Source organism: Providencia sp. Marseille-Q8014 (assembly GCF_965112055.1).
In genome coordinates, this window is sequence record NZ_CBCOPT010000001.1 from 189,712 (window position 1) to 215,012 (window position 25,301).

At 42.1% G+C, this 25,301-nt stretch carries 20 protein-coding genes; 9 read left to right on the forward strand and 11 right to left on the reverse strand.

Features of this window, described 5'->3' with window-relative positions:
• Positions 1-31 precede the first annotated feature (31 nt).
• From ACWPW6_RS00840 to uhpT, 4 genes are all read left to right on the forward strand, one after another.
• Positions 32-2,059: a hypothetical protein gene (locus ACWPW6_RS00840; protein WP_249999646.1), complete on the forward strand. Its 2,028-nt coding sequence runs from the start codon at positions 32-34 to the stop codon at positions 2,057-2,059.
• On the forward strand, positions 2,056-2,316 hold the full coding sequence (locus ACWPW6_RS00845) for an acyl carrier protein (protein WP_154624771.1): 261 nt from the start codon (positions 2,056-2,058) through the stop codon (positions 2,314-2,316). Before ACWPW6_RS00840 ends, ACWPW6_RS00845 begins: the two co-directional genes overlap by 4 nt.
• A gap of 583 nt (positions 2,317-2,899) precedes the next feature.
• Complete coding sequence (locus tag ACWPW6_RS00850) at positions 2,900-3,688, forward strand: inositol monophosphatase family protein (protein WP_230085850.1); 789 nt, start codon at positions 2,900-2,902, stop codon at positions 3,686-3,688.
• A gap of 29 nt (positions 3,689-3,717) precedes the next feature.
• Entirely contained in the window at positions 3,718-5,118 is a 1,401-nt protein-coding gene (gene uhpT / locus ACWPW6_RS00855) for a hexose-6-phosphate:phosphate antiporter (protein WP_163860499.1), read from the forward strand.
• 50 nt (positions 5,119-5,168) lie between these two features.
• Here uhpT and ACWPW6_RS00860 read toward each other — a convergent pair whose 3' ends face one another.
• On the reverse strand, positions 5,169-5,885 hold the full coding sequence (locus ACWPW6_RS00860) for a FadR/GntR family transcriptional regulator (RefSeq protein ID WP_154623683.1): 717 nt from the start codon (positions 5,883-5,885) through the stop codon (positions 5,169-5,171).
• Between the two features lie 215 nt (positions 5,886-6,100).
• On the opposite strand from ACWPW6_RS00860, the gene ACWPW6_RS00865 reads away from it, so the two are divergent.
• Both ACWPW6_RS00865 and uxuA read left to right on the forward strand, forming a co-directional pair.
• Complete coding sequence (locus tag ACWPW6_RS00865; protein WP_163860500.1) at positions 6,101-7,411, forward strand: MFS transporter; 1,311 nt, start codon at positions 6,101-6,103, stop codon at positions 7,409-7,411.
• Between the two features lie 44 nt (positions 7,412-7,455).
• Positions 7,456-8,646, forward strand: a complete 1,191-nt coding sequence (gene uxuA / locus ACWPW6_RS00870; protein WP_154623681.1) for a mannonate dehydratase — start codon at positions 7,456-7,458, stop codon at positions 8,644-8,646.
• Positions 8,647-8,697: 51 nt separating this feature from the next.
• On the opposite strand, the gene ACWPW6_RS00875 is transcribed toward uxuA, so the two are convergent.
• Positions 8,698-9,510 (reverse strand): hypothetical protein, encoded by an 813-nt coding sequence (locus ACWPW6_RS00875; protein ID WP_249999648.1) that lies wholly within the window; start codon positions 9,508-9,510, stop codon positions 8,698-8,700.
• 179 nt (positions 9,511-9,689) lie between these two features.
• Between ACWPW6_RS00875 and ACWPW6_RS00880 the strand changes: the two genes are divergently transcribed.
• A complete protein-coding gene (locus ACWPW6_RS00880) occupies positions 9,690-10,277 on the forward strand; it encodes an RBBP9/YdeN family alpha/beta hydrolase (RefSeq protein WP_154623686.1) in 588 nt (195 codons plus the stop codon).
• A 56-nt stretch (positions 10,278-10,333) separates the two neighbouring features.
• Here ACWPW6_RS00880 and ACWPW6_RS00885 read toward each other — a convergent pair whose 3' ends face one another.
• The 7 genes from ACWPW6_RS00885 to ACWPW6_RS00915 all read right to left on the reverse strand — a co-directional run bounded on the left by ACWPW6_RS00885 (position 10,334) and on the right by ACWPW6_RS00915 (position 18,974).
• Positions 10,334-11,710, reverse strand: coding sequence for an amidohydrolase family protein (locus ACWPW6_RS00885; RefSeq protein ID WP_196713909.1), 1,377 nt, complete (start codon positions 11,708-11,710; stop codon positions 10,334-10,336).
• A gap of 62 nt (positions 11,711-11,772) precedes the next feature.
• The gene (locus ACWPW6_RS00890) at positions 11,773-12,723 is read right to left on the reverse strand and encodes a carbamate kinase family protein (RefSeq protein WP_154623678.1); all 951 of its coding nucleotides are present in this window, start codon (positions 12,721-12,723) and stop codon (positions 11,773-11,775) included.
• A 71-nt stretch (positions 12,724-12,794) separates the two neighbouring features.
• Entirely contained in the window at positions 12,795-14,357 is a 1,563-nt protein-coding gene (locus ACWPW6_RS00895) for a xanthine permease (RefSeq protein WP_454209249.1), read from the reverse strand.
• A gap of 123 nt (positions 14,358-14,480) precedes the next feature.
• Positions 14,481-15,896 carry a YlbE family protein gene (locus tag ACWPW6_RS00900; protein WP_247047418.1) on the reverse strand — a complete coding sequence of 472 codons (1,416 nt, stop codon included), beginning with the start codon at positions 15,894-15,896 and terminating at the stop codon, positions 14,481-14,483.
• Positions 15,896-17,446: an acyl-CoA synthetase FdrA gene (gene fdrA / locus ACWPW6_RS00905; RefSeq protein ID WP_163860502.1), complete on the reverse strand. Its 1,551-nt coding sequence runs from the start codon at positions 17,444-17,446 to the stop codon at positions 15,896-15,898. The genes ACWPW6_RS00900 and fdrA overlap by 1 nt, the downstream gene beginning before the upstream one ends.
• Positions 17,436-18,359 carry a DUF2877 domain-containing protein gene (locus ACWPW6_RS00910; protein WP_163860503.1) on the reverse strand — a complete coding sequence of 308 codons (924 nt, stop codon included), beginning with the start codon at positions 18,357-18,359 and terminating at the stop codon, positions 17,436-17,438. Before ACWPW6_RS00910 ends, fdrA begins: the two co-directional genes overlap by 11 nt.
• A gap of 18 nt (positions 18,360-18,377) precedes the next feature.
• Positions 18,378-18,974 carry an ankyrin repeat domain-containing protein gene (locus ACWPW6_RS00915; protein WP_154621901.1) on the reverse strand — a complete coding sequence of 199 codons (597 nt, stop codon included), beginning with the start codon at positions 18,972-18,974 and terminating at the stop codon, positions 18,378-18,380.
• Positions 18,975-19,724: 750 nt separating this feature from the next.
• Between ACWPW6_RS00915 and ACWPW6_RS00920 the strand changes: the two genes are divergently transcribed.
• Positions 19,725-20,660, forward strand: a complete 936-nt coding sequence (locus ACWPW6_RS00920) for a LysR substrate-binding domain-containing protein (RefSeq protein WP_154622185.1) — start codon at positions 19,725-19,727, stop codon at positions 20,658-20,660.
• A 22-nt stretch (positions 20,661-20,682) separates the two neighbouring features.
• On the opposite strand, the gene ACWPW6_RS00925 is transcribed toward ACWPW6_RS00920, so the two are convergent.
• Complete coding sequence (locus ACWPW6_RS00925; protein ID WP_249999650.1) at positions 20,683-21,630, reverse strand: alpha/beta hydrolase; 948 nt, start codon at positions 21,628-21,630, stop codon at positions 20,683-20,685.
• Between the two features lie 59 nt (positions 21,631-21,689).
• Positions 21,690-23,735, reverse strand: coding sequence for a TonB-dependent receptor domain-containing protein (locus tag ACWPW6_RS00930; RefSeq protein WP_163860505.1), 2,046 nt, complete (start codon positions 23,733-23,735; stop codon positions 21,690-21,692).
• 385 nt (positions 23,736-24,120) lie between these two features.
• Between ACWPW6_RS00930 and ACWPW6_RS00935 the strand changes: the two genes are divergently transcribed.
• Entirely contained in the window at positions 24,121-25,299 is a 1,179-nt protein-coding gene (locus ACWPW6_RS00935; protein WP_154623421.1) for an MFS transporter, read from the forward strand.
• Positions 25,300-25,301 lie beyond the last annotated feature (2 nt).

A 25,301-nucleotide genomic window follows, 5' to 3' on the forward strand; every position in this document is an offset into this window, starting at 1 on the left:
AAGAGTGGGTGTCACTAGCCAAAATATGTTCATGGCAAATCATATTGGGAATGTTTCTAGTGTAGCAGAAACCTCGCCGCTACAAGCTAAACAAACTATGGCTATTCAAGCGGATAGTATCGCGTTACATCGACAACTGAATGATGTTAAAGCGAATAAAATAGCAGAGATGTTAGGCAGTGAAGCCTTAAAGTATCATATCACTCCTGAGAGTATTCATCATATCTTACAGGAAGATAGAAATCATATTAATGCCGTATTAACCTCCTTTTCATTATTAAATAGAGAGGAAATAACCCCTGCCTTAATCAAGCATACGGCAAAAGTGGTTTCGGCTGCATCGGAGAAGTCAAAAGCAGTAGCAAGTCAATCTCTCAGTAAAGAGTTACAAAATATCTTAGCTAAGTTGCCCAATCAGGCCAATACCCTTAAACAGCGCTTTTTAGCTGAGTATGTTACACCTGCTATCAAGGCAAAGCTGAATGAAAATTACACGGATAGCCAACTAAAATCGATGGCGGGGCTGTCGCCTGAACAGTCTGTTGATGATGCAACATTGGTCACTCATTTTTTAACGGGCTCACTGCTGCAAGGCAAAACGGCGCGCTTTGATAACGCGATGCAAGCTTATCAAAAACATAATCTCTGGGTAGATAAAAATGCCTGCTTGGAACAAGGATTTCGTGCCTTAGAGGAGCATATTGAGACAATCTGTTTGAATGTGCCAACGACCCCAGCCGCATTGTCGTCACCTGAATCAAAAATGACCGAAAAGCCTCCGGTCACTCAGAGAAATGTCCCGCTATCTTCTGCCGCCTCACCGCAGCCAGATGATGTGGATGGTATGCCGTATCGTACCAGCGACCAAGCATCAGCACCGGTCATCAATAATTATTATATAACCAATAACTATGCATGCCCTCATTGCATTAATAAGGTCTCTGATACGTCGAATCATTATGCTAATGCGACAGCAACGGTAACCATTGACGGTGTCACCACGTTACCGACAGCCCAGAGTCAAACCGTTACGCCCAAAAGTGCAGCATCGGCGGCAGATGCGCCGACAAGCTACCGAACTGAATTGCATGTTCAGCTCAACGATGAAGGAAAAACAGTTAAAGGAAGTGGCTCGTTACCACAGAATAATGTGGTTCAGACTGACTATAACGCGCCTTCTCAGCAGCCGTTAAAAGATAAACCGAGTGATGAACTATCAGAGACGACACGGCAGCCAGTAGAGGGTAAGGCAGCGCCTTTGCTGCAATCCAACCAAGAAAAACAAGCACCGGCGTCCTCTTATCGACAGCAACAAGTGGGGGGATATACACGTACAGCGGAGGGAAAATGGCTATCAAACATCCAAAAAATCAACCCGTTTGTGCTCACCAGTCGGGGATTTAACCAAAGTACAAATCCTTTGGAAAGGCAGCGGTATCGGGCGGGTGACTCGAATACTGAGAGTACAAAACTGTTTGCTCAAAACCCGAAGGAGCCACCGCAGAAAGCCGTGGATGGCATTGGCGACCAGCAGTTGGAAGAACATGTGACACAACTTACCGATCACCTCTTTGATGCTCATATACAAACGGTGAGCAATTCACGCTTGGTGGATACGGCCAAACAAGTGGCCGTTGAATTAAGCAATATGCTTGATGTCGCGAAGGGTTCTGCCATGGAGCTGAAAAACAACGCATTAGATCCTGAATTAGACACACAAAAATCGTTAGGCAATAAACAGCCGTTGGACGAGCAATTGACAGCAAGTACGCCATTAAAGGGGCATATCAGTGGAGTCTATCACGCGAAGGTGGCACAGGTTGTAGAGGAGCAGCCAATGACAGCTTCTGAGATTGAAAAGGCGCCTGCCGAACCTATTCGAGAGATAGCGCCCTCGAAGGAAAAATTAGATGGTGATACGACGGAGAAGAAATATCGTTGGCAGGTTAATACGGATAATAGGGTATATACGACGTCAGGTGGTCAGGCGAGAGATTTGTCGCGGAAAAAACACTATATCGGCAATGACCAGCGGTTTAAATTAGGAAGTGGGTCATGAGTACCCGTCATTTAATTCATCAAACATGGCTTACCGAGCAAATAAAAGCGATCCGCACCTATTCGGGTATCGATAAACCCATTGAGATGGATTCAGCATTAATTTTAGACTTGCATATCGATTCGTTGGAAATGCTCGAGTTAATTACGGCTATTGAAAATTATACTGGCCAACCATTAAACGATAGTATCTGGGTAAAATGGTATCGATTACAGGATATTGTCGACTACCTTTCTCAAGGGAATACCTTGAAATAGTGTGTATATAATGGCCTGAATGACAAGGATGTCCGGGTCATATTAACGATGAACCACGCGCGCTATCAATAATGAATATTAAGTTCTTTTCTAATTAATATTAAATTTTAACCACATTAAACTGCTTATTTATTCTATTAAAAAATATTTTTAGTATTGATAGTAAAAAATAGCTCCCTACTCGCATTTTCACAACATTAGCAGTCACAAAATAAATCCTATTTAGCCGGTTAAAGATCATTTAATCAAAACTCAAAAGACAGTCATGCTATTGGTGAATCGTTATCAAAGGGCGAGTTAATTTTACGAATGGAAGTGGGTGTCAGGTCATCATAAAACGATGTGTTTTCAGGATTTAAATGAAAAATTTATTTTAAAATAATAAAAAATAGAAAATGAAAAATAACGACCTCAATTGAGTAATTTTATTTATGTTCTTTATATAACAATAAGTTGATAACAATAAAATATATTTTATAAAATAAAAATTACATTAATTTATCATCTCATGAAATCGATCACAGAATATACGATTCGTTAAATATATATTTCGAAATATTAATTTCATTATCTGGAGATGGGAATGAATGCGATTTCAGCGAGATATACTTTTATTCGCCAAGTTGCTCTTGAAGCCGGCAAATTAGCGGTATCCTACTATTATGACCGAAACCAACTCAACATTGAAAAGAAAAAAGAGGATGGGCAGGACTTAGTCACTATTGCGGATAAAAATACTGAACAATTTATTCGTGAGAAAATTCACCAACAATATCCCCTCGATACTTTATTTGGTGAAGAAGGGGGTTATACACAAGGTGCATCAGAATATACTTGGGTCGTTGACCCTATTGATGGTACTAGTGCATTTATTTTTGGGTTGCCTTCTTGGTGTATTTCGATAGCCCTCTTGGATGAACAACAAAATACACAAATCGCGGTTGTTTATGACCCCGTACAGGATGAATTATTTCATGCAATGGCGGGTCATGGGGCTTATTTAAATCAATCACCTATCAAAGTTAATGCGGTTCAATCCCTGAATGAAGGTTTGCTTGGTGTCGGGATTTCAACTCGCATATCACCTAAATACATTATTCCTTTTTTAGATAAATTACTTCATGAAAAAGGGATGTTTGTCCGCAATGGTTCTGCTGCATTAATGTTGGCTTATGTAGCCGCAGGCAAGCTAATTGGTTACTACGAACCTCATCTAAATTCATGGGACTGTCTTGCAGGCTTATTGTTAATTCAAGAAGCCGGAGGGGTTATGAATAATTATAGAGCGAAAGATAATTTTCTCCTTAAAGGAAATTATGTATTGGCATCGAGTCCAAAGATATATCAGCAACTCGAATCATTTAGAGAATAAAATAATAAAACCACGAAAAGGCTAATAACATGAGTTCTAAATTTTCTTTTTTTGATATAAAAAGGCTACCGACAGGAAAAATCCCCCTCTCTGTACAACGCGATTTATGGTTAAGAAAGTTTATGGAGCCATTCTTTGTGATGTGTTTGGCTTATACAGGGATCTATTTTCTTCGCTATAATTTTAAAGCCGCTACCCCGTTTATTATTGAACAAACAGATTTCACTTTGAGTGATTTGGGCACGGTGGGTTTTGGTTTCTCTATTACTTATAGTCTAGGCCGTGTGCTCCTTTCCTATTATATTGATGGCAAAAATACGAAGAAAATACTCAGCTTCTTACTTATGCTGTCTTGTGCATCTTCATTTGCGATCGGCATGTTTTTACTGTCATCAGGGCATTCTCTTGGTATTTTTATTTTCTTATGGGCACTCACGGGGTTATTTCAGGCTCCTGGAGGTCCTTGCTCTAACTCAACCATTAACCGTTGGACACCCAGAAAAAATCGGGGTCGGTTTATCTCTTGGTGGAACGCATCACACAATATAGGTGCTATTTTGGCTGGGCCAATCGCCTTATTCGGGATGGAATATGCTTTTAACGGTAATGTGGCAGGGATGTTTATTTTCCCGATTTTATTTGCGGGTGTCATTGCTACGTTTGGGATGTTTTTTGGTAAAGATGACCCATCAGAATTAGGTTGGAACACACCAGAAGAAATTTTTGACGAGCCAGTTTCTAAAGATGATACCGCCGCAGAAAGTATGTCAAAGTCAGAAATTTTCATCAAATATGTTCTGAAAAATCCGGCAGTTTGGTTTCTATGCTTGGCTAACCTCTGTGTGTATACCATTCGTATTGGTGTCGATAACTGGAGTGTCGCCTACGTTAAAATGGCACTTGATTGGGATGATATCTCTGCTATTGGTACGATTACAGCGCTCGAATTAGGGGGATTTTTAGGCTCACTCACTTGGGGGTATGTCTCCGATAAAATGGGGGGACGCCGTGCATTACTCGGTATGTTATGTATGATCTCCGTCATCTTCCCATTAATTGCTTACCAAAATATGTCCAGTGTCTGGGGCATTTATATTGCACTCTTTTTTGAAGGCTTCTTTATTTTCGGACCTGTGATTTTGATTGGTATTTCAATCATTGGCTTTGCACCTAAGTGTGCAACGGCGGTGGTTAACTCAATTCCGGGCTTTTTTGGTTACTTATTCGGTGATGGGATGGCTAAAGTCCTAGTTTCTCGTATCGCAGACCCAACTGGCAACGGTATCTCGGTAGGTGGATTTACACTTCATGGCTGGTCGGATACTTTCTATCTGTTATTTGCTGCAACCGCAGTAGGGATAGTGATGCTGGGTGTCGTGGCTATCTATGAAGAACGCAAGATCCGTCGCGATAATCGACTCATTCAGTAAAAGTGTGGTGACTCCCCCATCGATAAGATGGGGGCGTTTTTTGATCAATGTTATTCGATGTTGAAGAAACATTCATAGACATGCTGTAAGTGGTCATGCATGCATCTTGCTGCTTCTTTTGGATTTCTATCTAGAATCGCATTGACGATTAATTGGTGATCTTCGTTCATCGTTTTGGGTAAATCAATATCGGCATAGTGAGATTCCATGCGGATAAAACGTGTTGATTGGCGCATATCCCACAGATGTTCCATCATACTATGCAACACTTCATTTCCTGTCATTTCACTGATCAGCAAATGAAAACGTTTATCTTCGCGCAAAAAGTTTTCGTCATTGTCTTTCTGCTTGATGAGATCTTTCATTATTTCTTGTAATTCAGCGCATTGCTCATCTGTTGCATTACGAGCTGCGAGTTCTGCAATCATAGTTTCGAAAGATTGCCTCGCTTTCAACAAATCACGTAAGCTGAATTCGGTTTCATCTTTTTCTGGTGTTGCACTGACGGTTTCTTTTTTAGATTCAACCTGTGGTAATGGATTGGCGACATAAACACCATTTCCAACTCGAATTTCAATCCAACCTGTCATTTCTAATGCAATAAAGGCTTCACGGATGGATGATCGGCTGACTTCCATCTGTTTTGCAAGTTCTCGCTCAGAAGGCAACGGCTCTCCTGCGTTGAAATCGCCACGTTTTATACACTCAATAATAAGGTTTGAGATCTGGCGGTACAATCGTTCAACTTTCAGTGGGGCTAATGCCATGTTAATTCCTCGGTATTCTCATCCTATCGCCACATATCATACGCTCTAATCGCTGCTAGCTACTAATCTGAATGATAAAAAAACAGATTTGTGAGCCATATCAAGTTAATTTTTTTCAAATTCAATAACTATAATACCGGCCTGACCACCTGACAATCGAGCCACCAGTCATTCAGGTATCATACAATTATAATTACTTTTTTGAGGATGTAACTATGCAGAGTTCAGCATCTGACATAACACCCGATAATATTGCAAAAACCGCCAGGATTAAGAAAATTCAACGTATCTCGTTACTGCTGCTGTTTTTGGCAGGGATCATTAATTTCCTTGACCGAGGTTCGCTTTCGGTTGCTAACGAAGCGATTCGTGCTGATTTAGGGCTTTCAGCAACTCAATTCGGTGTTTTATTATCTGCTTTTTCATTGTCTTACGGTATTTCACAGCTACCATCAGGTTTATTACTCGATAAATTTGGACCTCGTATTGTTTTAGGCGCAGGGTTGATTTTTTGGTCAACAATGCAAGGCATGGCGGGTTTGATCCAAAACTTTTGGCAATTTATTGCATTACGAATTGGCCTCGGAGTGGGTGAAGCGCCCTTTATGCCGAGTGGTGTAAAGGTCGTTAATGATTGGTTTAGCGCGAAAGAGCGAGGTATTCCGATGGGAATATTTAACTCCTCTACGACGATTGGCCAAGCTTTTGCTCCACCAATCTTAGTTGCGCTCATGTTGGCTTTTGGCTGGCGAATGATGTTTATCATCATCGGGGTTGCAGGCATTCTGATTGGTATTTGTTGGTATGCGTATTATCGCAACCGTGAGTCATTAAAGCTGTCAGAAGACGATTTGAAATATCTCAATTCCGGCCGTGATGAAACCCCAAAACAGAAAGTGACGCTTAAAGAGTGGGGCGCCTTGTTCAAAAAGCGTACTGTTTGGGGAATGATTTTAGGTTTCAGTGGTGTGAACTATACGGGATGGCTATATCTTGCTTGGTTGCCGGGGTATTTACAGGCAGAACGGGGATTAAGTCTCGCGAATACGGGATGGGTTGCCGCAATTCCATTCTTATTCGGTTCGCTCGGTATGTTAGTCAATGGCATGGTGGCAGACCGCTTAGCAAAAAAAGGTTATTCATTAATGAATAGCCGCAAAATTTTAATCTGTTTAGGACTGATTTGTTCCGCGGCTTGCACGCTCTTAGTTGTGCAATCGACTTCCACCACTATGGCGGTCGCATTTATCAGTTTAGCGCTGTTCTTTGTGCATTTTGCTGGCACTTCTTGCTGGGGATTAGTGCAAGTGGTGACGCCTAGCAAAATGGTCGCTTCCGTCAGTAGTATCCAAAACTTTGGTAGCTTCATTTTTGCGTCATTCGCACCGATTGTTACTGGTTGGGTATTAGACACCACGGGTTCATTTAATTGGGCGCTAATCGTTTGCTCTATGGTGACATTCGCGGGCGCATTAGCTTACTTCTTCATCGTTAAAGCACCGATCGAAGAAACTGTTACACAATAAATTTAAGGGCACGATACGGTGCCCACATTTTTGAGGTGAGTGATATGGAACAAACATGGCGTTGGTATGGCCCTAATGACCCGGTTTCTTTGAGTGATATACGTCAAGCAGGGGCTACGGGCATCGTGACAGCACTGCATCATATTCCGAATGGTCAGGTGTGGAGTATTGAAGAAATTCAAAAGCGTAAAGCAGAAATTGAAGCGGCGGGCCTTGTTTGGTCTGTCGTGGAAAGTATTCCTGTTCATGAAGAAATCAAAACACACAGTGGCGATTATGAGCAGCATATTGCGAACTACCAACAATCGATTCGTCATTTGGCCGCCTGTGGCATTGATACCGTGTGTTATAACTTTATGCCAGTGCTTGATTGGACTCGCACAGATTTAGAATACGAATTACCAGACGGTTCAAAAGCATTACGTTTTGACCAAATTGCATTTGCCGCATTTGAGCTGTATTTGCTACAGCGCGAGGGGGCAGAACAAGATTACAGTCAAGAGGAAATCGCTCAAGCGAAAGCCTATTATGAAGCGATGAGCCAAGCCGATATTAATAAACTGGTTGGAAATATTATTGCGGGCTTACCTGGGGCGGAAGAAGGCTATACTCTTGAACAATTTAAAGCCCATTTGAAAACATATGCGGGTATTGACAAGGCGAAGCTACGTGAAAATATGGCGTACTTCTTAAAGGCGATTATCCCCGTCGCTGAAGAAGTGGGTGTGAAAATGGCTATTCATCCGGATGATCCACCACGTCCAATTTTAGGGTTACCGCGGATTGTTTCTACCATTGAAGATATGCAATGGCTGAAAGATACAGTGGATAGTATTCACAATGGTTTTACCATGTGTACCGGTTCTTACGGTGTAAGAAGTGATAACGATTTAGTTAAAATGATTGAGCAATTTGGTGATCGTATTCATTTCACTCATTTGCGTTCAACCTGTCGGGAAGATAATCCGAAAACCTTCCATGAGGCCGCTCACCTAGGGGGGGATGTGGATATGTTTGCCGTCGTGAAAGCGATTTTAACAGAAGAAAATCGTCGCCAAAAAGCAGGTAACATGCGTCGTATTCCAATGCGTCCTGACCACGGTCATCAAATGTTGGATGATCTGAAAAAGAAAACCAATCCAGGTTATTCTGCGATTGGACGTTTGAAGGGATTGGCAGAGGTACGTGGTGTTGAATTAGCGATTAAACGCGTGTTTTTCCCCGATTTAAAATAATTGCATTTGCTAGGAAGGTTGGGCAGGCTAGCCCAACCTCTTTAGTAACAATTAAATTATCCCTTCTTCCTGCAACACATTATGAAAATGCTGCACTTCTTCAGGGGTTGCTTGAATACGCTGCATCGGGAAGTCAAGTACATAAGGAATATTCTGCTGGGCACTGGCCACCGCGAGCACATAAGTTTTACCATTTGATTCTAAAACGATAGGTGCACTTGTTTTCTTGCCTGAATAACCTGTCGATATTTGTTTCCCATTCAATTCACGCTGATAAGTGGCAATGATTTGTCGATTGGCATTAATGACCTTGGCAGGGATAGCCATCAGTTGCAAAGGCTGGCTCCCGACAGATAATAACTCTTTTCTTATTTTGCTGATGCGTATTTGGGCACGAATAAAAAAGAAGATACAAAAAATAAATAAGCCAATTAATGCAATAGTGGTAACAAAGCGAAGCATGACATTATCGACAGCAACATCTACGGTTAGCTTTGACGGATCTGTCGCATCCATGAGTGGCATGACTGCAATGTCTCCACCGTTCAATCCTACGAAAGTGAAGTCATGGGAGACGACATTGTGTTTATAACGCAACTCAACTTTACAGTTGGTGATCACCAATAAGTTCGTTTTGCAGGAGCCATCAATATCCGCATCAACGGGAACGGCATTCTGGCCAATTTTATAGTCATAAGCGATGTTAGGTAGCTGATACGCACTGAATGCGGTTAATGCGACTAGGAACACAATCAAAAATAGCGAACGAATCATGCCGCCATCGCCTGATAGTGGTGTTAATTTTAGTGATCGTTGTGGGAAGGCGTTTAAAACTTTATCTGAAAGTTGAAGATTATTTTGCACAGGTAAAATATCCATTTATGTTAATTTTTAGAGAATTATAAAGATTTGCTGAATAATAATAATGAGATAATTACCAAAAAACGCATCAGTTTTACCTGAAAACGTTTTAGTATAGATGGTCTTTATTTGACGCTATCTTAATGTACAGCCTACTCAGTACTGATAAAAGGAACCGAATGATGAGTGGTGAAAATCTTCAGCATGAAAATTTAAACAATAAAAAAGTCATTATTGTGCATGGTTATACGGCATCGCCTGAGAAAAATTGGTTTCCTTGGTTAAAAGCACAGCTTGAGCAGTGTGGGGCTAGCGTATTCGTTCCTGCTATGCCTGATCCACAAGCGCCTGATCCCCAACGATGGTTGCAGTTTTTACTGGATGCAAATATTAAATTGGACACAAATACGGTGTTGATCGGTCATAGTCTTGGTTGTGTTAGCGTATTACGTTTCCTCGCGGAGCAGCGACAGCGGGTAGGTGGTTATATCTTCGTTTCTGGTTTTACTGATGAGCAAAAAACATTGCCTGAATTGAAACCTCATACTGAGTTTATATTCGATTACCCTTATTTGAAATCATTAGCTGACTATCGCGTTTCTGTGATCTCAAATAATGATCAGATTGTTTCCCCGCAGTCATCGAGAACATTAGCGGATAATTTAGAAACAGAGGTTATTACGGTGGAAAATGCAGGACACTTTCTCGATAGGGAAGGGTTTTGTGAGTTTCCACTGATATTGGCACTGTTAAAAAATTGGCGTTGCTAGCGATGCCCAACCAGTAAGACGGCGGGAGTTGAACCCCCGTCTTTTTGGACAAACAGTTAGCCTACTCTCTTCTCAATTGAGCCGGAAGCTAAGTTCCCTTTGTGGAAGCTGGCTTGCCTTGGTGAAATGCGTGCAACCGCTTCAGCAGAACAAGAAGCATCCACGAGGACAAAGCTGGCATCGTCGCCTGCAACTGGCCACACTTGCTTGCCTTTGTTATCCAATGGCAATGTATTCCCCGTCGCGATTGCGAGTGAACGTGATAGAGCATGTTCATCTGGGCGCGTGTAAAGTTGAGCGTATAAATTGGCTTTTTCTAACATGTCGCCTAGGCCAAAAGGAGACCAATGGTCAATAACGCTATCGGTTCCAGACATCACAAATACACCGTGTTCATTCAGTATTTTCAATGGCATATGTAATGTACCGATAGGAACCGTAGTGGCGATGCTAATCTGTTGCTCAGCAAGGCGCTGCGCTGTGGTGTTGGCTTGCTCTGGTGTCAACGTTGTGAGAGCAAAGGCATGGCTGATAGTGACTTTACCGCGTAAACTGCGGTTTTTATCCACAGTATCAATCATATAATTAATGGCTGCTAAGCCCGCAGGGCTGGTTTCATGAAGATGAATATCAACGCCTTTATTGTAATCCAATGCAATTTGGAACAGGGTATCGAGTGATTTTTCCATCGCACCATCGACGTGAGTTGGATCGAGTCCACCAACATAATGTGCCCCCGCTTGCATTGCTTCACGCATTAAAGGTTCTGATTTGGATAATAGCAAGCCATGTTGTGGGAAAGCGACGATTTCACAGGTTAGGTCCTGCTGATGTTTATCAAGAACCTGTATGAGAGCCTCAAGATTTTTAAGCCCTGAAACGGGTTCGATATTACAATGGCTACGCGCGATAGTTGATCCCTTAGATTGGATCAAGCTGATCAGCGCGTGAGCACGCTCTTGTGTGTAAGGTTGTAACTCAGGGAGTAATTTTTGCTCCAGTGCAATCATATCCAGTATGGTTTTGCCTTCACGTGATTCAGGAGCCTGCCAAGGACCACCATAAAAAGTTTTATCAAGGTGAATATGCATATCGCGAAAAGCGGGGAGCATAAGCTTATTATTCGCACTGTATGCGGCTAATTGGCTATTCTGATGTTGTGTATTTGGCAGGATAGCCACGATTTTACCTTGCTTGATCTCGAGCGTGTGTAACGCTGTTTTCGTGCCGACGACAGTATTATCACGATAGTTAAACCCTGTCTCAAGTAACACATTATCAAGATAATAGTGGCTATCTGTAATCTTTGACGTCGTGCTTGATGGGACTGAATCGGTTTCAGCGATAGCAATACCTGACATCGCACCAAATAGCGTGCAAGTCGCAGCCAGTTTTGCACTCGTAGAAAGGAACTCTCTTCTGTTGGATTGCATAGAAACTCCTTAATTAGGCAGTTTTCAGGTTGCTGAACGTCGCAACCTGAAATGGTGTGAAGTTAGCCTTGAATAATATGAGTACCTGTTTCGCCGCGTAAGGCTTGCGGCAATTTTTCAGGTGAGGTAATAATCACTCGCTTGCCACCGTTGGCGAGAAACGACAGGCTAGCTTCTATTTTCGGTAGCATACTTCCAGCGGGGAAATGCCCTTCACGCATATAGCGTTGCATCGCGGTTGTCGTGGTTTCTCCAAGTTCCTTTTGTTCTGGTGTTCCAAAGTAAATACAGACTTTTTCAACCCCTGTTGTGATGATCAAAATATCGGCTTGTAACTCTTTTGCGAGTAGCGTTGTGGATAAATCTTTATCGATAACGGCATCGACACTTTGAAAGCCTCCATGGCCATTTTTGACCACAGGGATCCCACCACCACCAGCGGCAATAACAACATAGTCATTTTCAGTTAATGTACGGATAGCCGCGGATTCGACGACACTTTTGGGCTCGGGTGATGCGACTACACGGCGGTATCCACGTCCTGAGTCTTCAACAAAATGCCAATCAGGGTTTGCTTGTTGCAATTTCTCGGCCTGTTCAGCGCTGAAAAATGCCCCTATAGGCTTGGTTGGCGATTGAAAATTGGGATCATTTTTATCGACTTCAACTTGAGTGACTACAGTGACCGCTTGACGATTATGGCGCGTCACCAATGCGTTAGTCAGTGCTTGTTGGATTAAATAACCAATTCCCCCTTGGGTATCGGCGACACAATTGGCTAATGGTGTCAAAGGTAGCCCTTCAACGGTATGTGCGATTTCAGCGCGGCGTAAATCCAATCCGACTTGTGGCCCATTTCCATGAGTTAAAACGATATTATAGTTTCCTTCAAGCATGTCACAGATATGGGTAGCCACTTCTTGTACGGCTTTTTCTTGAGAATCAATCGACTGGCTGTTGTTATCTTTGATAATACTGTTGCCCCCGATGGCAACAACCACGAGTTCTTTCATTGTTATTGTATCCTGATACAGAGTGTTAGAGTCGGTGTGCTAGGCACACCGACAATCGGAGGTTAGTGGCATCACACTGATTTACTGATTTTTTCAGCTTTTTCAGGTTGTTGCTCTTCTGTTGTTTTGCCTTTATCCAAAAAGTATTTCATGACAAATAAGCCCGCCATCATGAGGTAAGCGTATACAAACATCAAGGCTGAGCCTTGTGCTATTCCTACCATTGGCGAATGAATGATTCCGAAGAATACGAGTAGTGCGCCGACGGCAGCAGCAATTGCACCACGTAGTGGTTGATTAAGAATGGCGAAGATAGCAATACAGCCCCACAGCATACTGGCTAGCGGTGCACCATTGCCGAGGTGTACGAGACCTTGGTAATACACCCCTTTGCTCAACAATACATCGGTTCCGATCTGCGCCGCTGAAGTCCCTGCTGCTCCCATCATGCTATTCATCATGGTCAGTGCCCAGTTGGCAATCCAAGGGAATAAACAAATAAAGATAACGGGGACTTCAATCTTGGGTGTTTCTCGCACCACTTGGTTCGCCGTAACAACCCCGATAAACACCAGAATAGGTACGATCGCTGTCATTGGAATAATGGCTAACATGAAAGCCCCCAAACCAAATAACGGAACGATGAACATAGTGATCCCAGAAGCTAACGTATAGCCAATACTGGCTCCCATGGCTTTCCAACCCGCATGACCTACGTACACCGTCACGGGGAATGGGTTCCCCATAAAGCAACCTACAGTTGATGATAAACCATTGGCTAGCATGACCTTACGTGTATTGTATTCATCACCAGCAGCGTGGGCACTCTCAATATTTTCGAGGTCAAAGATATAGTTTGCTAAGCCTAATGGAACCGCGGAAGCTAAGTAAGGCAGCGCGTGCGGTAGACCTTGTAAAAAGCTATCAATATGGATGCCTGGTGGGTTAAATCCAAATGACTCGACGGAGGATTTAATCGCAGCAGGGCTTTGTAATCCTGAAATCCATGCCAATACGGTACCTGCGATCAGAAGCAATAAGCCTGTCGGTATACGGGCAAAGATCGGTTTTTTACCAAACCAGTTGATAAAGATGAGCAGTAAAACGACAAATGAGACGGTCGGGGCTTCAAATGCTTGTAGCATTGGGTTCATGGCCAGTAACAGCAAACCTAGCCCAGATAAACAGGAAAGCAAGACAGTGCGAGGGATCATTTTACGGATCGTTTCACCGAGGAATGAGCCACCAACAAGGATCATTGATTCCACAAAACACCAAACCAGTGCAATCTGAATGGCAAACTCCGCATTTTGCGTAGTTTGATAGACTGGCATGATGACTAAAAAGGTGACGGTAAAAATAGAGGGTGCACTTGGGCCAGACGGTAGTGCGGTAACATCGTCGCGCCCAGTTTGTTTGGCAAGTTGCTGGCCAAAATAAGCATAGCTGACACTCGCAAGTAAGACGGCAAAACCAAAAGCGGGTGCAATACGTCCATAAACAATATCTTTTGGGATACCGACGACAAAGATCAGGAGTCCCATCATTGTGAGCAGATTAGTTAAGTTATTGGTCATTAGCCCGAAGTAGGCCGCCCAGTCACCACGTTTCCACTTTAGTTTCGTTACACTCATGGAATGTATCCTTCAAAGAAGAGACTGCGGGGGCAGTCATAATTAAAAACCCTATTTGCTCTGGTGAATCACAACTCATTAGTCTGGATTGCCCAACCGAAGTTGGGCTTATTATCTGTGTGACTAGGCGTATTTTTCGGCGTAAGACAACATCGCTTTTTCAAAGCAATCAAACGGAGGGTGAACAATACCCGCCCCAATCATACCGATACCTGCATCTTTATGGGCAATTGCGGTATTGATGACCGGAAGGATACCGCTGGCGGCAACCTTAGTGATATCAATGGCAGTAGGAATACCCATAAAGCCAAGCAGAGGAATTGTCACATTTGGGTTTTCACCTAAAGTGATTTCACGCATCTGCCTTGAAAAATCAATAGCTTCTTCAACGGTACCTCCGACGAGAGCAACAATGGCAGGCGCTGTTGCCATGGCGAAGCCACCAATACCATAAGTCTCAGTAATTGCGGAGTCTCCAATATCGAGGCCAGAGTCTTCAGGTTTATAACCTGCAAACATAGGACCAATCACTTGTTGCGATGGACCCGTAAACCATTGGCCCGGTAGCCCACTGATACGTAAACCGAACTCATAACCGTTACGTGCCATGGTCGTGACGACGGTGCTGTATTCGATACCATGTGCCGCATCCATTGCCGCTTTACACATCGCCATCCAAGTTGGGCCTGAGAAATAATCACTACTTGCCACAAAATCAAATACTTCTTTTTGTTGAGCAACAGAAAAATCAGTTTGGATGATATACGGTGTTAATGCTTGGATGAGCAGTGTGGTGCCTGCATTATTACGGTTATGACATTCATCCCCCATATGCAGGGATTGCGCTAACATTAAGCGCAGGTCTATTTCACCAGCGAGCTTCATCGCGTCACGTAGCATTGGACCTAAAACATCACGCATCCAGTTCAAGCGGTCGATAACACTTTGGTCATTGGCCCCCATCCGCAAAATTTTTGCCATTTGCTCACTAAGGTTAGTGAAAGCGCGATTACCATACGTTTTGTTTTCAACAATGTGCATAAACATGGAGGCAGAGGTCACTCCCGCCATGGAGCCTACACAGTCGTGTTCGTGACAAGGGGAGAAAATGATCTCACCAGAAGCGGCAACACGTTCAGCATCCGCTAAATCTTTCGCTAGACCTTCAAATACTAATGCGCCTGTCACCGCGCCTTTCATCGCACCGCACATGTCTTTCCACTCAACAGGAGGACCTGCGTGTAAAATAGTATTCTTGGTCATTCCTGGTACAACATTAATGGCTTGATCATAGCCGACCAACATCGGTTGTGATTGAATGATACGTTCCAAGGCTTGCGCGTTAGCCGCTGCAATCTTTTCTTGTAATGCGGCGTTACTTTCAATTTTGTCTAATGCACGGATGACGGCAACGTTACCTTGCCCAGGCGGTGTCCAATTCAAATGTGTTACGGGAACATGTTGTTTTTTCAGGTCATCGCTAAACATTTCAATGCCCACATTAATCACATTTAATGGTTGTTTAAATAATGAAGTCATTATGCTTTCTCCCCTTTCCAGACAAATTCACGCGCTAACAAACCGGTGTTGGTGCTACTACTCGCCCAAATGACACCTGCATCAGTGAGCATTTTCACCTGTGCATCCATTGATGGTGTATCTTGATCAGTGCCTAAAACATACCCGAGGATCACCAGTTCACGGTTATCTTGTTTCGCAATCTCTTTTGCTGCTTTGATAGCATCAATCATCACCCCAACAGGGTCTGCATGAGAGCCGTAACCCAGAACAAAGTCCATGACGATAACACCGACTTCAGGGTCGCGCGCTTCTTGCAGTAAACGCTCTATGCGGTTGGTTGGGTCGATCATTGGGTGAGGTTTGCCATTGGTAAAATCATCATCACCAAAGTCAAGGAAAGTATGGGCAACACTTTTGTTGAGATCTTTTAAGCGGTAATCAGGGTTCGGTTGAATATTACTGTAGACATCATCATATTTTTCGAGTGCAGCAAACATGGCTTCATCACATAACGTGCCGCCACAAAAAAGGCCGCGAATATATTTTTGTGTGGGTGATAGTTTTGCTCTCACTTCTTCAATTAGAGGCCAATTCAACGAATGCAAATCCAACTCTTCTTCTTTGACGCCAGTGAGAAGCACCGCTTTTAGTGCCGCCTCTTTAGTTCCTTTTGCGAAGCTTAAACCGGGTTTATCTTCTGGCGTGGGTTGATTACCGAGAAAACAAACGACAACCGGTTTGTGGCATTTTTCTGCTTGAGTTAAGACTTTTTTGGCAACGGCCGCCGCTGGTGGTTTAGAAACTAAGACGATCACTTGAGTTTCATCATCCTCATCCAGCATTTTCAGCGCATCAATCATCATGATCCCGCCGATCTTTTCACTGAGATCACGTCCACCCGTTCCGATCAGTTGTGAAATCCCAGCGCCAAATTCATGAATACGGACACTGAGCTCTTGGCTGCCTGTTCCGGATGCACCGATAATACCGATACTACCGCGACGAACGCTATTGCCAAAGCATAGTGCTGCACCATTGATGATTGCAGTACCGCAATCCGGACCCATCATCAATAGGCCTTTACTGCTAGCGAGTTGTTTTAACGCGAATTCATCATCGATTGAGACATTATCAGAGAACAGCATGACGTTAAGATCATTTTCAAGTGCGATGCGTGCTTCACGAGCAGCAAATTGACCATTAACAGAAATGACCGCTAGGTTGCTGTCTGGGATGTGGCTATGTGCGGAATGAATCGTGGCATATTTAGCTTCATGTTGTGAGCCACCTTGGTTTTTCTTATTGAACAGCTCTTCAATCGCGATGAGTGTTGCTTCATTTGCTTCATCACTCGTGCCTTTAATGACAATCATCAAGTCGCCGTTTTTGGCTGCTTCCAATTCAGCGGATAATAACCCTAGGTTTTTCAGTACACCTTTATTCATTTCTGTTGCCATGGCCACAAATGCCTGCTCAACGTTGTCGAGTTGGTTAGCTTTTGTGGAAATAGACATCAATGATACAGAATCAAAATAGGTATTCTTTTTGATGACAACTTTAGTCGACATACTTTTCTCCAAAATAATGGGTAAGGTACAAAGCATCACGAATGCCAAATAACATGTCGCTACCCGAACTAGACCCGATATCTAAAATCTTTTGATACTGCGGATAAATATTTCTCTCATCTGCTGTTACTAACATCTGAATAAGTTGCAGCAAGTTTTCTCTATATTCGCGATTGAGCGCCTTTTCTAAGGTGATAGCACTAATTTTAGTGGTGGCATCTTTGGCACGGCGGATACCTTGTTCAAAAAAAGGGTGTAGATGCTGTGCTGGGTGATGCTTGAGTAATAAAAACGCCATTAATCCAACTAAATAGTCATCCCCTGAAGGAGTAAGACCAATCCCGAGCCCAACAAATTGTTGGATAATAACAGGCAAGTTTTGATGCTCTGCTTTCTTTAATGAATCGATTAATTCGTTACGTAATAAATTTAATTTGTTAGCGAGACTAGAATAAAATAAATTACACCCATGATAACTCAATAAAGCGTGACCACTTTTATTCAATAGTTTATCTATTTCATTAATATTAAAATTTAAAAATGTAAAATAGTCGTCGCTATTTATTTTCTCTGGAATAAAACTAATATTATTAGGCTGCCATTGATGACATAAAGAGAATGACAGAAAGTAATGGTCGCCAAAATAAATTTTTTTATCCGATAAATAAACGTTTTCTCCTTCTTTGATATTTAATTGAGAAAGATCACTATTCAATAATCGACAACTGTTAGGGGCATTATCTAATTCGGAGCTCAGTAAGGTAAAAAGTGAATGATTAATCGAAATATTGATCGCCTTACGGAAAACCTGTTCTATGTGGCCTGATAATGAAGGCTGATTTAACAGATTGAAAAATGTTATATCAGCCGAGAGTCCATGCAGTTGTTGTCGTTGAGTCTTGATGTTATTCACAAGCCTCCTTGTAATGCACTATGCACCGGCTGCTATCAATAATTCAGCAATTTCGTGATAGCCTTTTTCGCGCGCTAACTCTAATGGTTTTTTACCGTATTTGTCGGTCATATGCGGGTTGGCACCGTGCTCTAGCAACATTTTGACAATCTGCTGCTGTTTTTCACCGCCATCATTCAGCACGATCGCTTCCAGTAGTGGTGTCCAACCGACAAAGTTTGTGTGGTTAACATTAATATCTGTTTTTTCGAGCAATTCTCGCACAATGTCGACATGGCCTTTTTCGCTTGCAGGCGTGATGCCCACACCACCAAAGCGAGTCAATAAATCAAGGTTTGGCTTAGCGGGGAGTACGATGCGTAGTAATGTTAAATCATTATTTAAGCAACTTAATAAAAAAGGATTAAAACATGTTTGGTCTTGTTTATTAATATCTGCACCTGCATTAATCAGGAAAGTCACACACTCATAATGTTTATTGAGACTTGCATTCACAATAGCAGTACGGCCTTGGCGGTTGGTTGTATTGATATCAACGCCCTTTTTCAGGCAGTTTTTTAATAAATCTAGGTTGCCTTGTTCTGCTGCGGATAAAAACTCTTGCTCTAATGTCATGTTTTTCCCCTTATTAAATTATTTGATTTCAGCATCAAATAACGAAATAGATAAAGACAATATTTAAATGTGACCCAAGTAAATGAAGCGTTATGGGCATATTTATGATGAATTAAGCATAGCAAGCAGGTGAGATAAATAGAATCCATTTAAAATTAATTCATCAATAGCTACTTTTATTGTTGATTTTAAATCAACAATAACGATTTTTTGTGCGTGATAGCATGATTTTTTGTCGCTTTTGCCGTGTTTTTGGATAAAAAATAAGCAATATAATGAAATTTTGTTTGCTAATGAAAAGGGGAAAAAAGGATTTAATCAATTTTGTGATATAACTCAAATTAAAAGTTTTTAAACTGTTAACAATGTAAAAGAGTTGATCGAGATCAGCGAGATTGTTAATAGAATTTTTTATTATTCATTTCAATAAGATTAGCTATTTTGGTTATAAATAGTTGGTTTCGTATTACATCGGTTTTTGCCAAAAAAGCAAAAATTTTTTATCGCTCGGTATGTATGCCGATTTCTGTTAACCTTGAAAAAATGCTTGATAAATAACCTAAAATTACGGGTTATTAAATATAATTCACATATATTCGTCATACTTCAAGTTACGTTATTGTTGCGGATGCTCACACACACCAGTTATCAACCGTAAGCTATCCATCTTTTGTTGCTTAACTGTAATGCGAAGTATTTTGATTATAACTTTTTATTTTGATTGATTTTAAGCCTATTTTGGACACCAGTATGAACTCTATATTTACCGAAGAAAACTTACTGACTTACACGACAGCAGCTAAATATGCGAGCTTTAGTAAAGCAGCAGAAGAGTTAGGAATAACCACCTCCGCCGTCAGTTATACGATAAAACGTATCGAAACCTATTTAGATGTTGTGTTGTTTATCCGGGATACGCGTAATATTGAGTTAACCGAAGCAGGCTATTATTTTTACCGTAAAGCAACTGATTTATTGAATAACTTTCATCTTATTAAGAAGAGTATTTATTCCATTGAACAGGGGATTGAAGCCCGTGTACGGATCTGTATTAATCAGCTGCTGTATACGCCTTATCATACGGCGAAGCTACTGCAAATCCTTAAAAAACAGTTTCCAACTTGCCAAATTACAGTCACGACTGAGGTGTATAACGGCGTATGGGATGCCATTATTAACAATTTGTCGGATATTGCGATTGGCGCACCAGGTACACTAATGGATGGTGGGGGAATTGATTACACTGAAATTGGGGCTATCCACTGGCAATTTGCGATCTCTGCGACTCATCCATTAGCATTGATGCCTGAACCTATCGCAGAAAGTCAGCTACGTTTATATCCAAATATTATGGTTGAAGATACCGCACTCACTATCAATAAACGGGTTGGTTGGCTGTTGCATGGTCAAGAGGCTATTCAGGTACCCGATTTTAATACTAAATGCCAGTGTCAGATATTAGGGGAAGGGATTGGTTTTTTACCTGATTATATGGTTAAAGAACACGTTAAAAATGGCCTATTGGTTATCAAACAGATTCAAAATCCAAGACAAGATTCGCATATGTTACTCGCGACCCAACACTCTGCAACAGGATTAGTGACACAATGGATCCGTAAAGAATTCACTGCCAATGGTATCTTGGCCAAGCTATACAGTGATCTGCTTAAACCCATTAGCCACTAAGTCCGTTATGCGGTACTAGAATTTATTCCGTCGCAACGAGTAGCGCTTTATAAATCGCATCAGGGATCACGCTACCATGCGTTTTGTCTGGGTAGAGAGAAAACTGACAATGGCGCCCGTGGTTTGCAATTTCAGTGCACAATTGGCGTGCAGTAATCCAACTAGAACGGGATTGATAATGTTTAATCTGCTCTTCACTAAGGCGTGATAAATCAGGCTTCTCCTCTAAACCCCCCAAGGTAATAAATAAAGGCGCTGCATTGTGTTCTTGGGTCAGTTTATCCCTATTTATCATTTCACCTTTTCCCCACCATAATGAGGGGCTGGCTGACACAAAGGATTGAAACGCTGTCGGGTGATTTTGATAAGCCATCAAAGTAAATAGTCCACCGAAGGAGTGACCAAATAGCGTTTGTCTTTGTTTATCAAAAGTGAAGTTTTGCTCAGCCCAAGGACGAATTTGTTGATCGAGGAACTGATACAGTTCATCGGCGCCTCCGCCGTGTGTAAACGCATCACCGGAAACGCGGGGAGTATAATCGTAGTCGCGTAATTTCTTGGGAAAAGCCTCATCGGTTGGGTAACCGATACCAATAATAATAGGCAGTTTATCCGCTGGGAGTGTTTGGATTGCGCGATTCACAGCTAACGGAAATAATCCATTACCATCAAGCATATACAAAATAGGCCTTGTTGTTCCAGCGGAATGAGGAACTGCGCTAAAAATTCGATAGCGACGCTTTTCGTTGGTCATGTCATGATGCTGAACAGCATAAAACTGACTCACTTGCTCATCTAACTCGGGGATCTTTTGCGATGGACGAGCAGCGGCGGGTGTTATTAAGCTGATTGAGAGTAATAAACTCGAAATAATTAATTGATTTAGCATAGTTTGTGAAAACAACATCGATGAAAGCGGATACCGAGCAAGGATATTCTTTAATTGATTGTCTTTTTGGCTCTTCGCCAACGCGCACTCAAATGACGGAGAAAACTTGCTTGATATCCACCTAAAATAGTTAAAATAAATTAAAAGCTCACATTGACGTTGGCCCAGTAACGGCGTCCATCTTCAACATCCCAGTTGCCACCATTTGTGTCAATCTTAGGACCTTTTTCATTAGCGATATTCAATACGGCTAAATTGAGCTTGGTATTTTTAAGTAACTGATAAGTCATGCCTACATCCATTGTAGTGTAGCCGCTACGGTAGCGCGGTGCCGTATAGCCATTACGCTGTGCCGCCCAGATTTGCTTACCTTCATAATGTGCACGAGTGTATAGATTCAAGTCTTCACTATATTGCCAATCGAGTTTGGCATTAGCGGTGTGTTTTGGTGTCTTATCCAATGGATAGCCTTTCAAAGATATGCCATTGCTTAGCTTTTCATCATCACTTTTACGCTCTGAATCAACATAAGTGTAGTTTAAGCTAAGTTTCCAATCTTCTGCTAGAGGAATACCTGTCGCGACTTCGACACCTTTGATATTGGCTTTACCTACGTTGTCATAAGTGTAGAGTTTTAGACCTGTAATTGGATCCGGTTCACCTGTGTAGTAACTGGTGAGTTTATTTTTAAAATCAGTATTAAAGAGCGTAAGGCTCGCATTGAAACCTGACTCGTGGTCATAGGCAATGCTGATCTCTTCACTCAGGCTTTTTTCTGGTTTCAGGTCTTTATTACCATAAATAATCCCTTCCCCTTTTTCGGTTGATGTTCCATAGTTTGGGCTCACTTCACGTAGTGTTGGGGCACGGAAGGCTTGTGATACGCCACCTTTAATGGTGATTTCGTCAGTGAGATAATAGATAGCATAACCACGAGGATTCCAGTGGTTACCATAAAATTCATGATGGTCTAATCGTAACCCGCCAGTCAGGATAAGGTTTTCTGTTGCCGTAAACTCATCTTCAATAAAGAAGGCATACTGGTCAGCACTGAGCGTCGTATCTTCCGTTGTTTTTTTTCCTGTTGCCGAAGTGTCTTTTAATTTAGCATGTTGGAATTGTCCACCGACAGTCATGATATTATCAGGAAGGAAAGCGACCACTTTTCCATCGACAACAGTATTGGTGATTTCAGGCACACGAGCTTCATAGACAAAATGGTAATCACCCGCGCTATCTTTGACTTCTGACTTGGTATGGCGTTTAGTTTGTTCTTGGTAAACACTTAATTCGGTGTTAACGAGATCCCAATCCCCTTTATAGGTTAAAGCAAAGTGATTTCGGTTATTGTGGAGCTCTGTTTTAGTATTTTTCTGTTTTGACTCACCACGCATTGTATATTCGGCAAGTGATTTACCCGGTGTCGAGTCACGTTCTTGGGTGGTTCTACCCGCCTCAAGCAAAAAGGTTTGGTTATCCAGAGGAGTAAACGTTAGTTTGGCGGTGAGACTACGATTATCACGTTTGTTATGGCCGTCGGTAATCTTGTCTTCTTGACGATAGTCACCACCTCCGTACAGCTGTAAGCCTAATTTATCGTTGACCAGCGGCCCTGATAGGTAAAAATTGCCATCAGTCGAATCGCCGCTTTCGCTGTTTTCTTGCAAAATACCACCAATGGCGACATTACCATGCCACTCATTAGTGACTTTTTTGGTAATGATATTGATAACGCCACCCATTGCATCTGAGCCATATAGAGAGGACATCGGACCTCGAATCACTTCAATACGTTCAATCGCTTCCACTGGTGGCATAAAACCGGCTTCAAAACCACCACTACCATTTGGGCGTGATTCACGGCTATTTTGGCGGCGTCCATCTACCAGTATTAAAGTATATTCGCCGGGTAAACCACGAATATTGATATCTTGCTTATTGGCACTACCGACAATACTGACACCTTCCACATCTTTAACTGCATCAGCTAAGTCGCGTACCGGTTTGTTCTGAAGTTGTTCTTTTGAGATAACCGTAATACTTGCAGGGGCATCGCGTAACTGTTGTGAGTAACCAGATGCAGAAACAATCATTTTATCTGAGTCTTCTTGAGCGAGCGCATTAAAAGATGAGATGGCGGCAATAACCGCGGCTGCTAGACGTGTGTAGTGGCAGTGAATAGACATAAAATCCCCTAGTAAAATACAAATGCAAATGAGAGTAATAATCATAAACTATACAGATGTTACCACTGAAATAGACAAGAAATAAATATGAGATTGGCGGATTCTATAAAATTAAAAGTTTATTAACAGGTATGAAGTAAAATGATAAATAAAGAGTAACCTCAGTGTTATTGAGTATTTACACAATGGTGAATAGGTTAATGATAATAGAATTAAAAGAGTGATTTTATTTATAAATAAAAATAATAAATTTCAATTGGTTATTTATAAGGATCTCAAATTAACGCTAACGTAAAATACCAAAATAAACTCAATTGACATTATTAATTTGCTCACTTAATGTCAGAGATAAACATGATGTTGTGAATATGGATAACCTTTAATGATGTCGACGTCCGCGCCAAATTCGCCAATACCACTGCTTCGAATTTCTATCTCCATGTTTTTTTCTTATATGACCATCGGTTTGCCTTTAACGGTTATTCCGCTTTTCGTTCATCAAGAACTCGGATTTAACGATGTCTGGGTAGGGGTTGTGGTCGGTGTGCAGTTTTTAGCAACGGTGTTGACAAGAGGCTATGCAGGGCGCCTAGCCGATCAAAAAGGTGCGAAAAGAACGACTCTCCAAGGTATGAGTGCCTGTGGCATATCGGGGGTATTTTGCCTGCTAGCCATATTGTTGCCAGTTTCGTCAATCTACCAACTACTCTTACTCATTATTGGACGTTTGGTGCTAGGTCTAGGTGAAAGTCAGCTTTTAACAGGTAACTTAACTTGGGGAATGAGGCTTGCAGGTGCAGAAAATGCTGGAAAAGTCATGTCTTGGAACGGAATGGCTATTTATGGTTCATTAGCGGTTGGCGCGCCATTAGGGCTTATCATTTATCAGCAATATGGATTCATGGCAGTGGGGGTGATAGTCATGCTGTTACCTTGTATCTCTTGGCTAATTAATGGGTCTGTTCGTTCTGTTACGCCTTTACAGGGGAACTTACTTCCTTTCTGGTCTGTCATTCGTAAGATCTGGAAAATGGGAATGATATTAGCGCTAAAAGGCATTGGTTTTGCGGCGATTGGTACATTTATTTCGCTTTATTTTGTGTCAGAGCAGTGGGGCAACGCCGGCCTTGCGATGAGTGCATTTGGCTGTGCTTTTGTGTTGGTGCGCGTATTTTGGGGAGGATTACCGGATAGAGTCAATGGTTATCGCATTGCGCTAATTTCGTTATTAATTGAGTTTATTGGTCTGATAACATTGTGGTTAGCTCCCGTATACGGCATCGCGTTATTCGGTGCGGCATTAACAGGTGCTGGCTGCTCCTTGATTTATCCCGCGGTGGGCACGGAAGTGGTTAAAGCTGTTGCACCACAAATGCGAGGTACCGCATTAGGGGGGTATTCTGCATTCCAAGATATTGCTTACGGTGTGACTGGACCACTTGCAGGAATGGTAGTCGCTACGTTGGGTTATAGAGGTATCTATTTAATTGCGGCAATGGGCGTTTTGATTGCCTTAATGATGACGTTATCAGCGTTACGCCATATTCATCGGATAAGAGAGTGAAT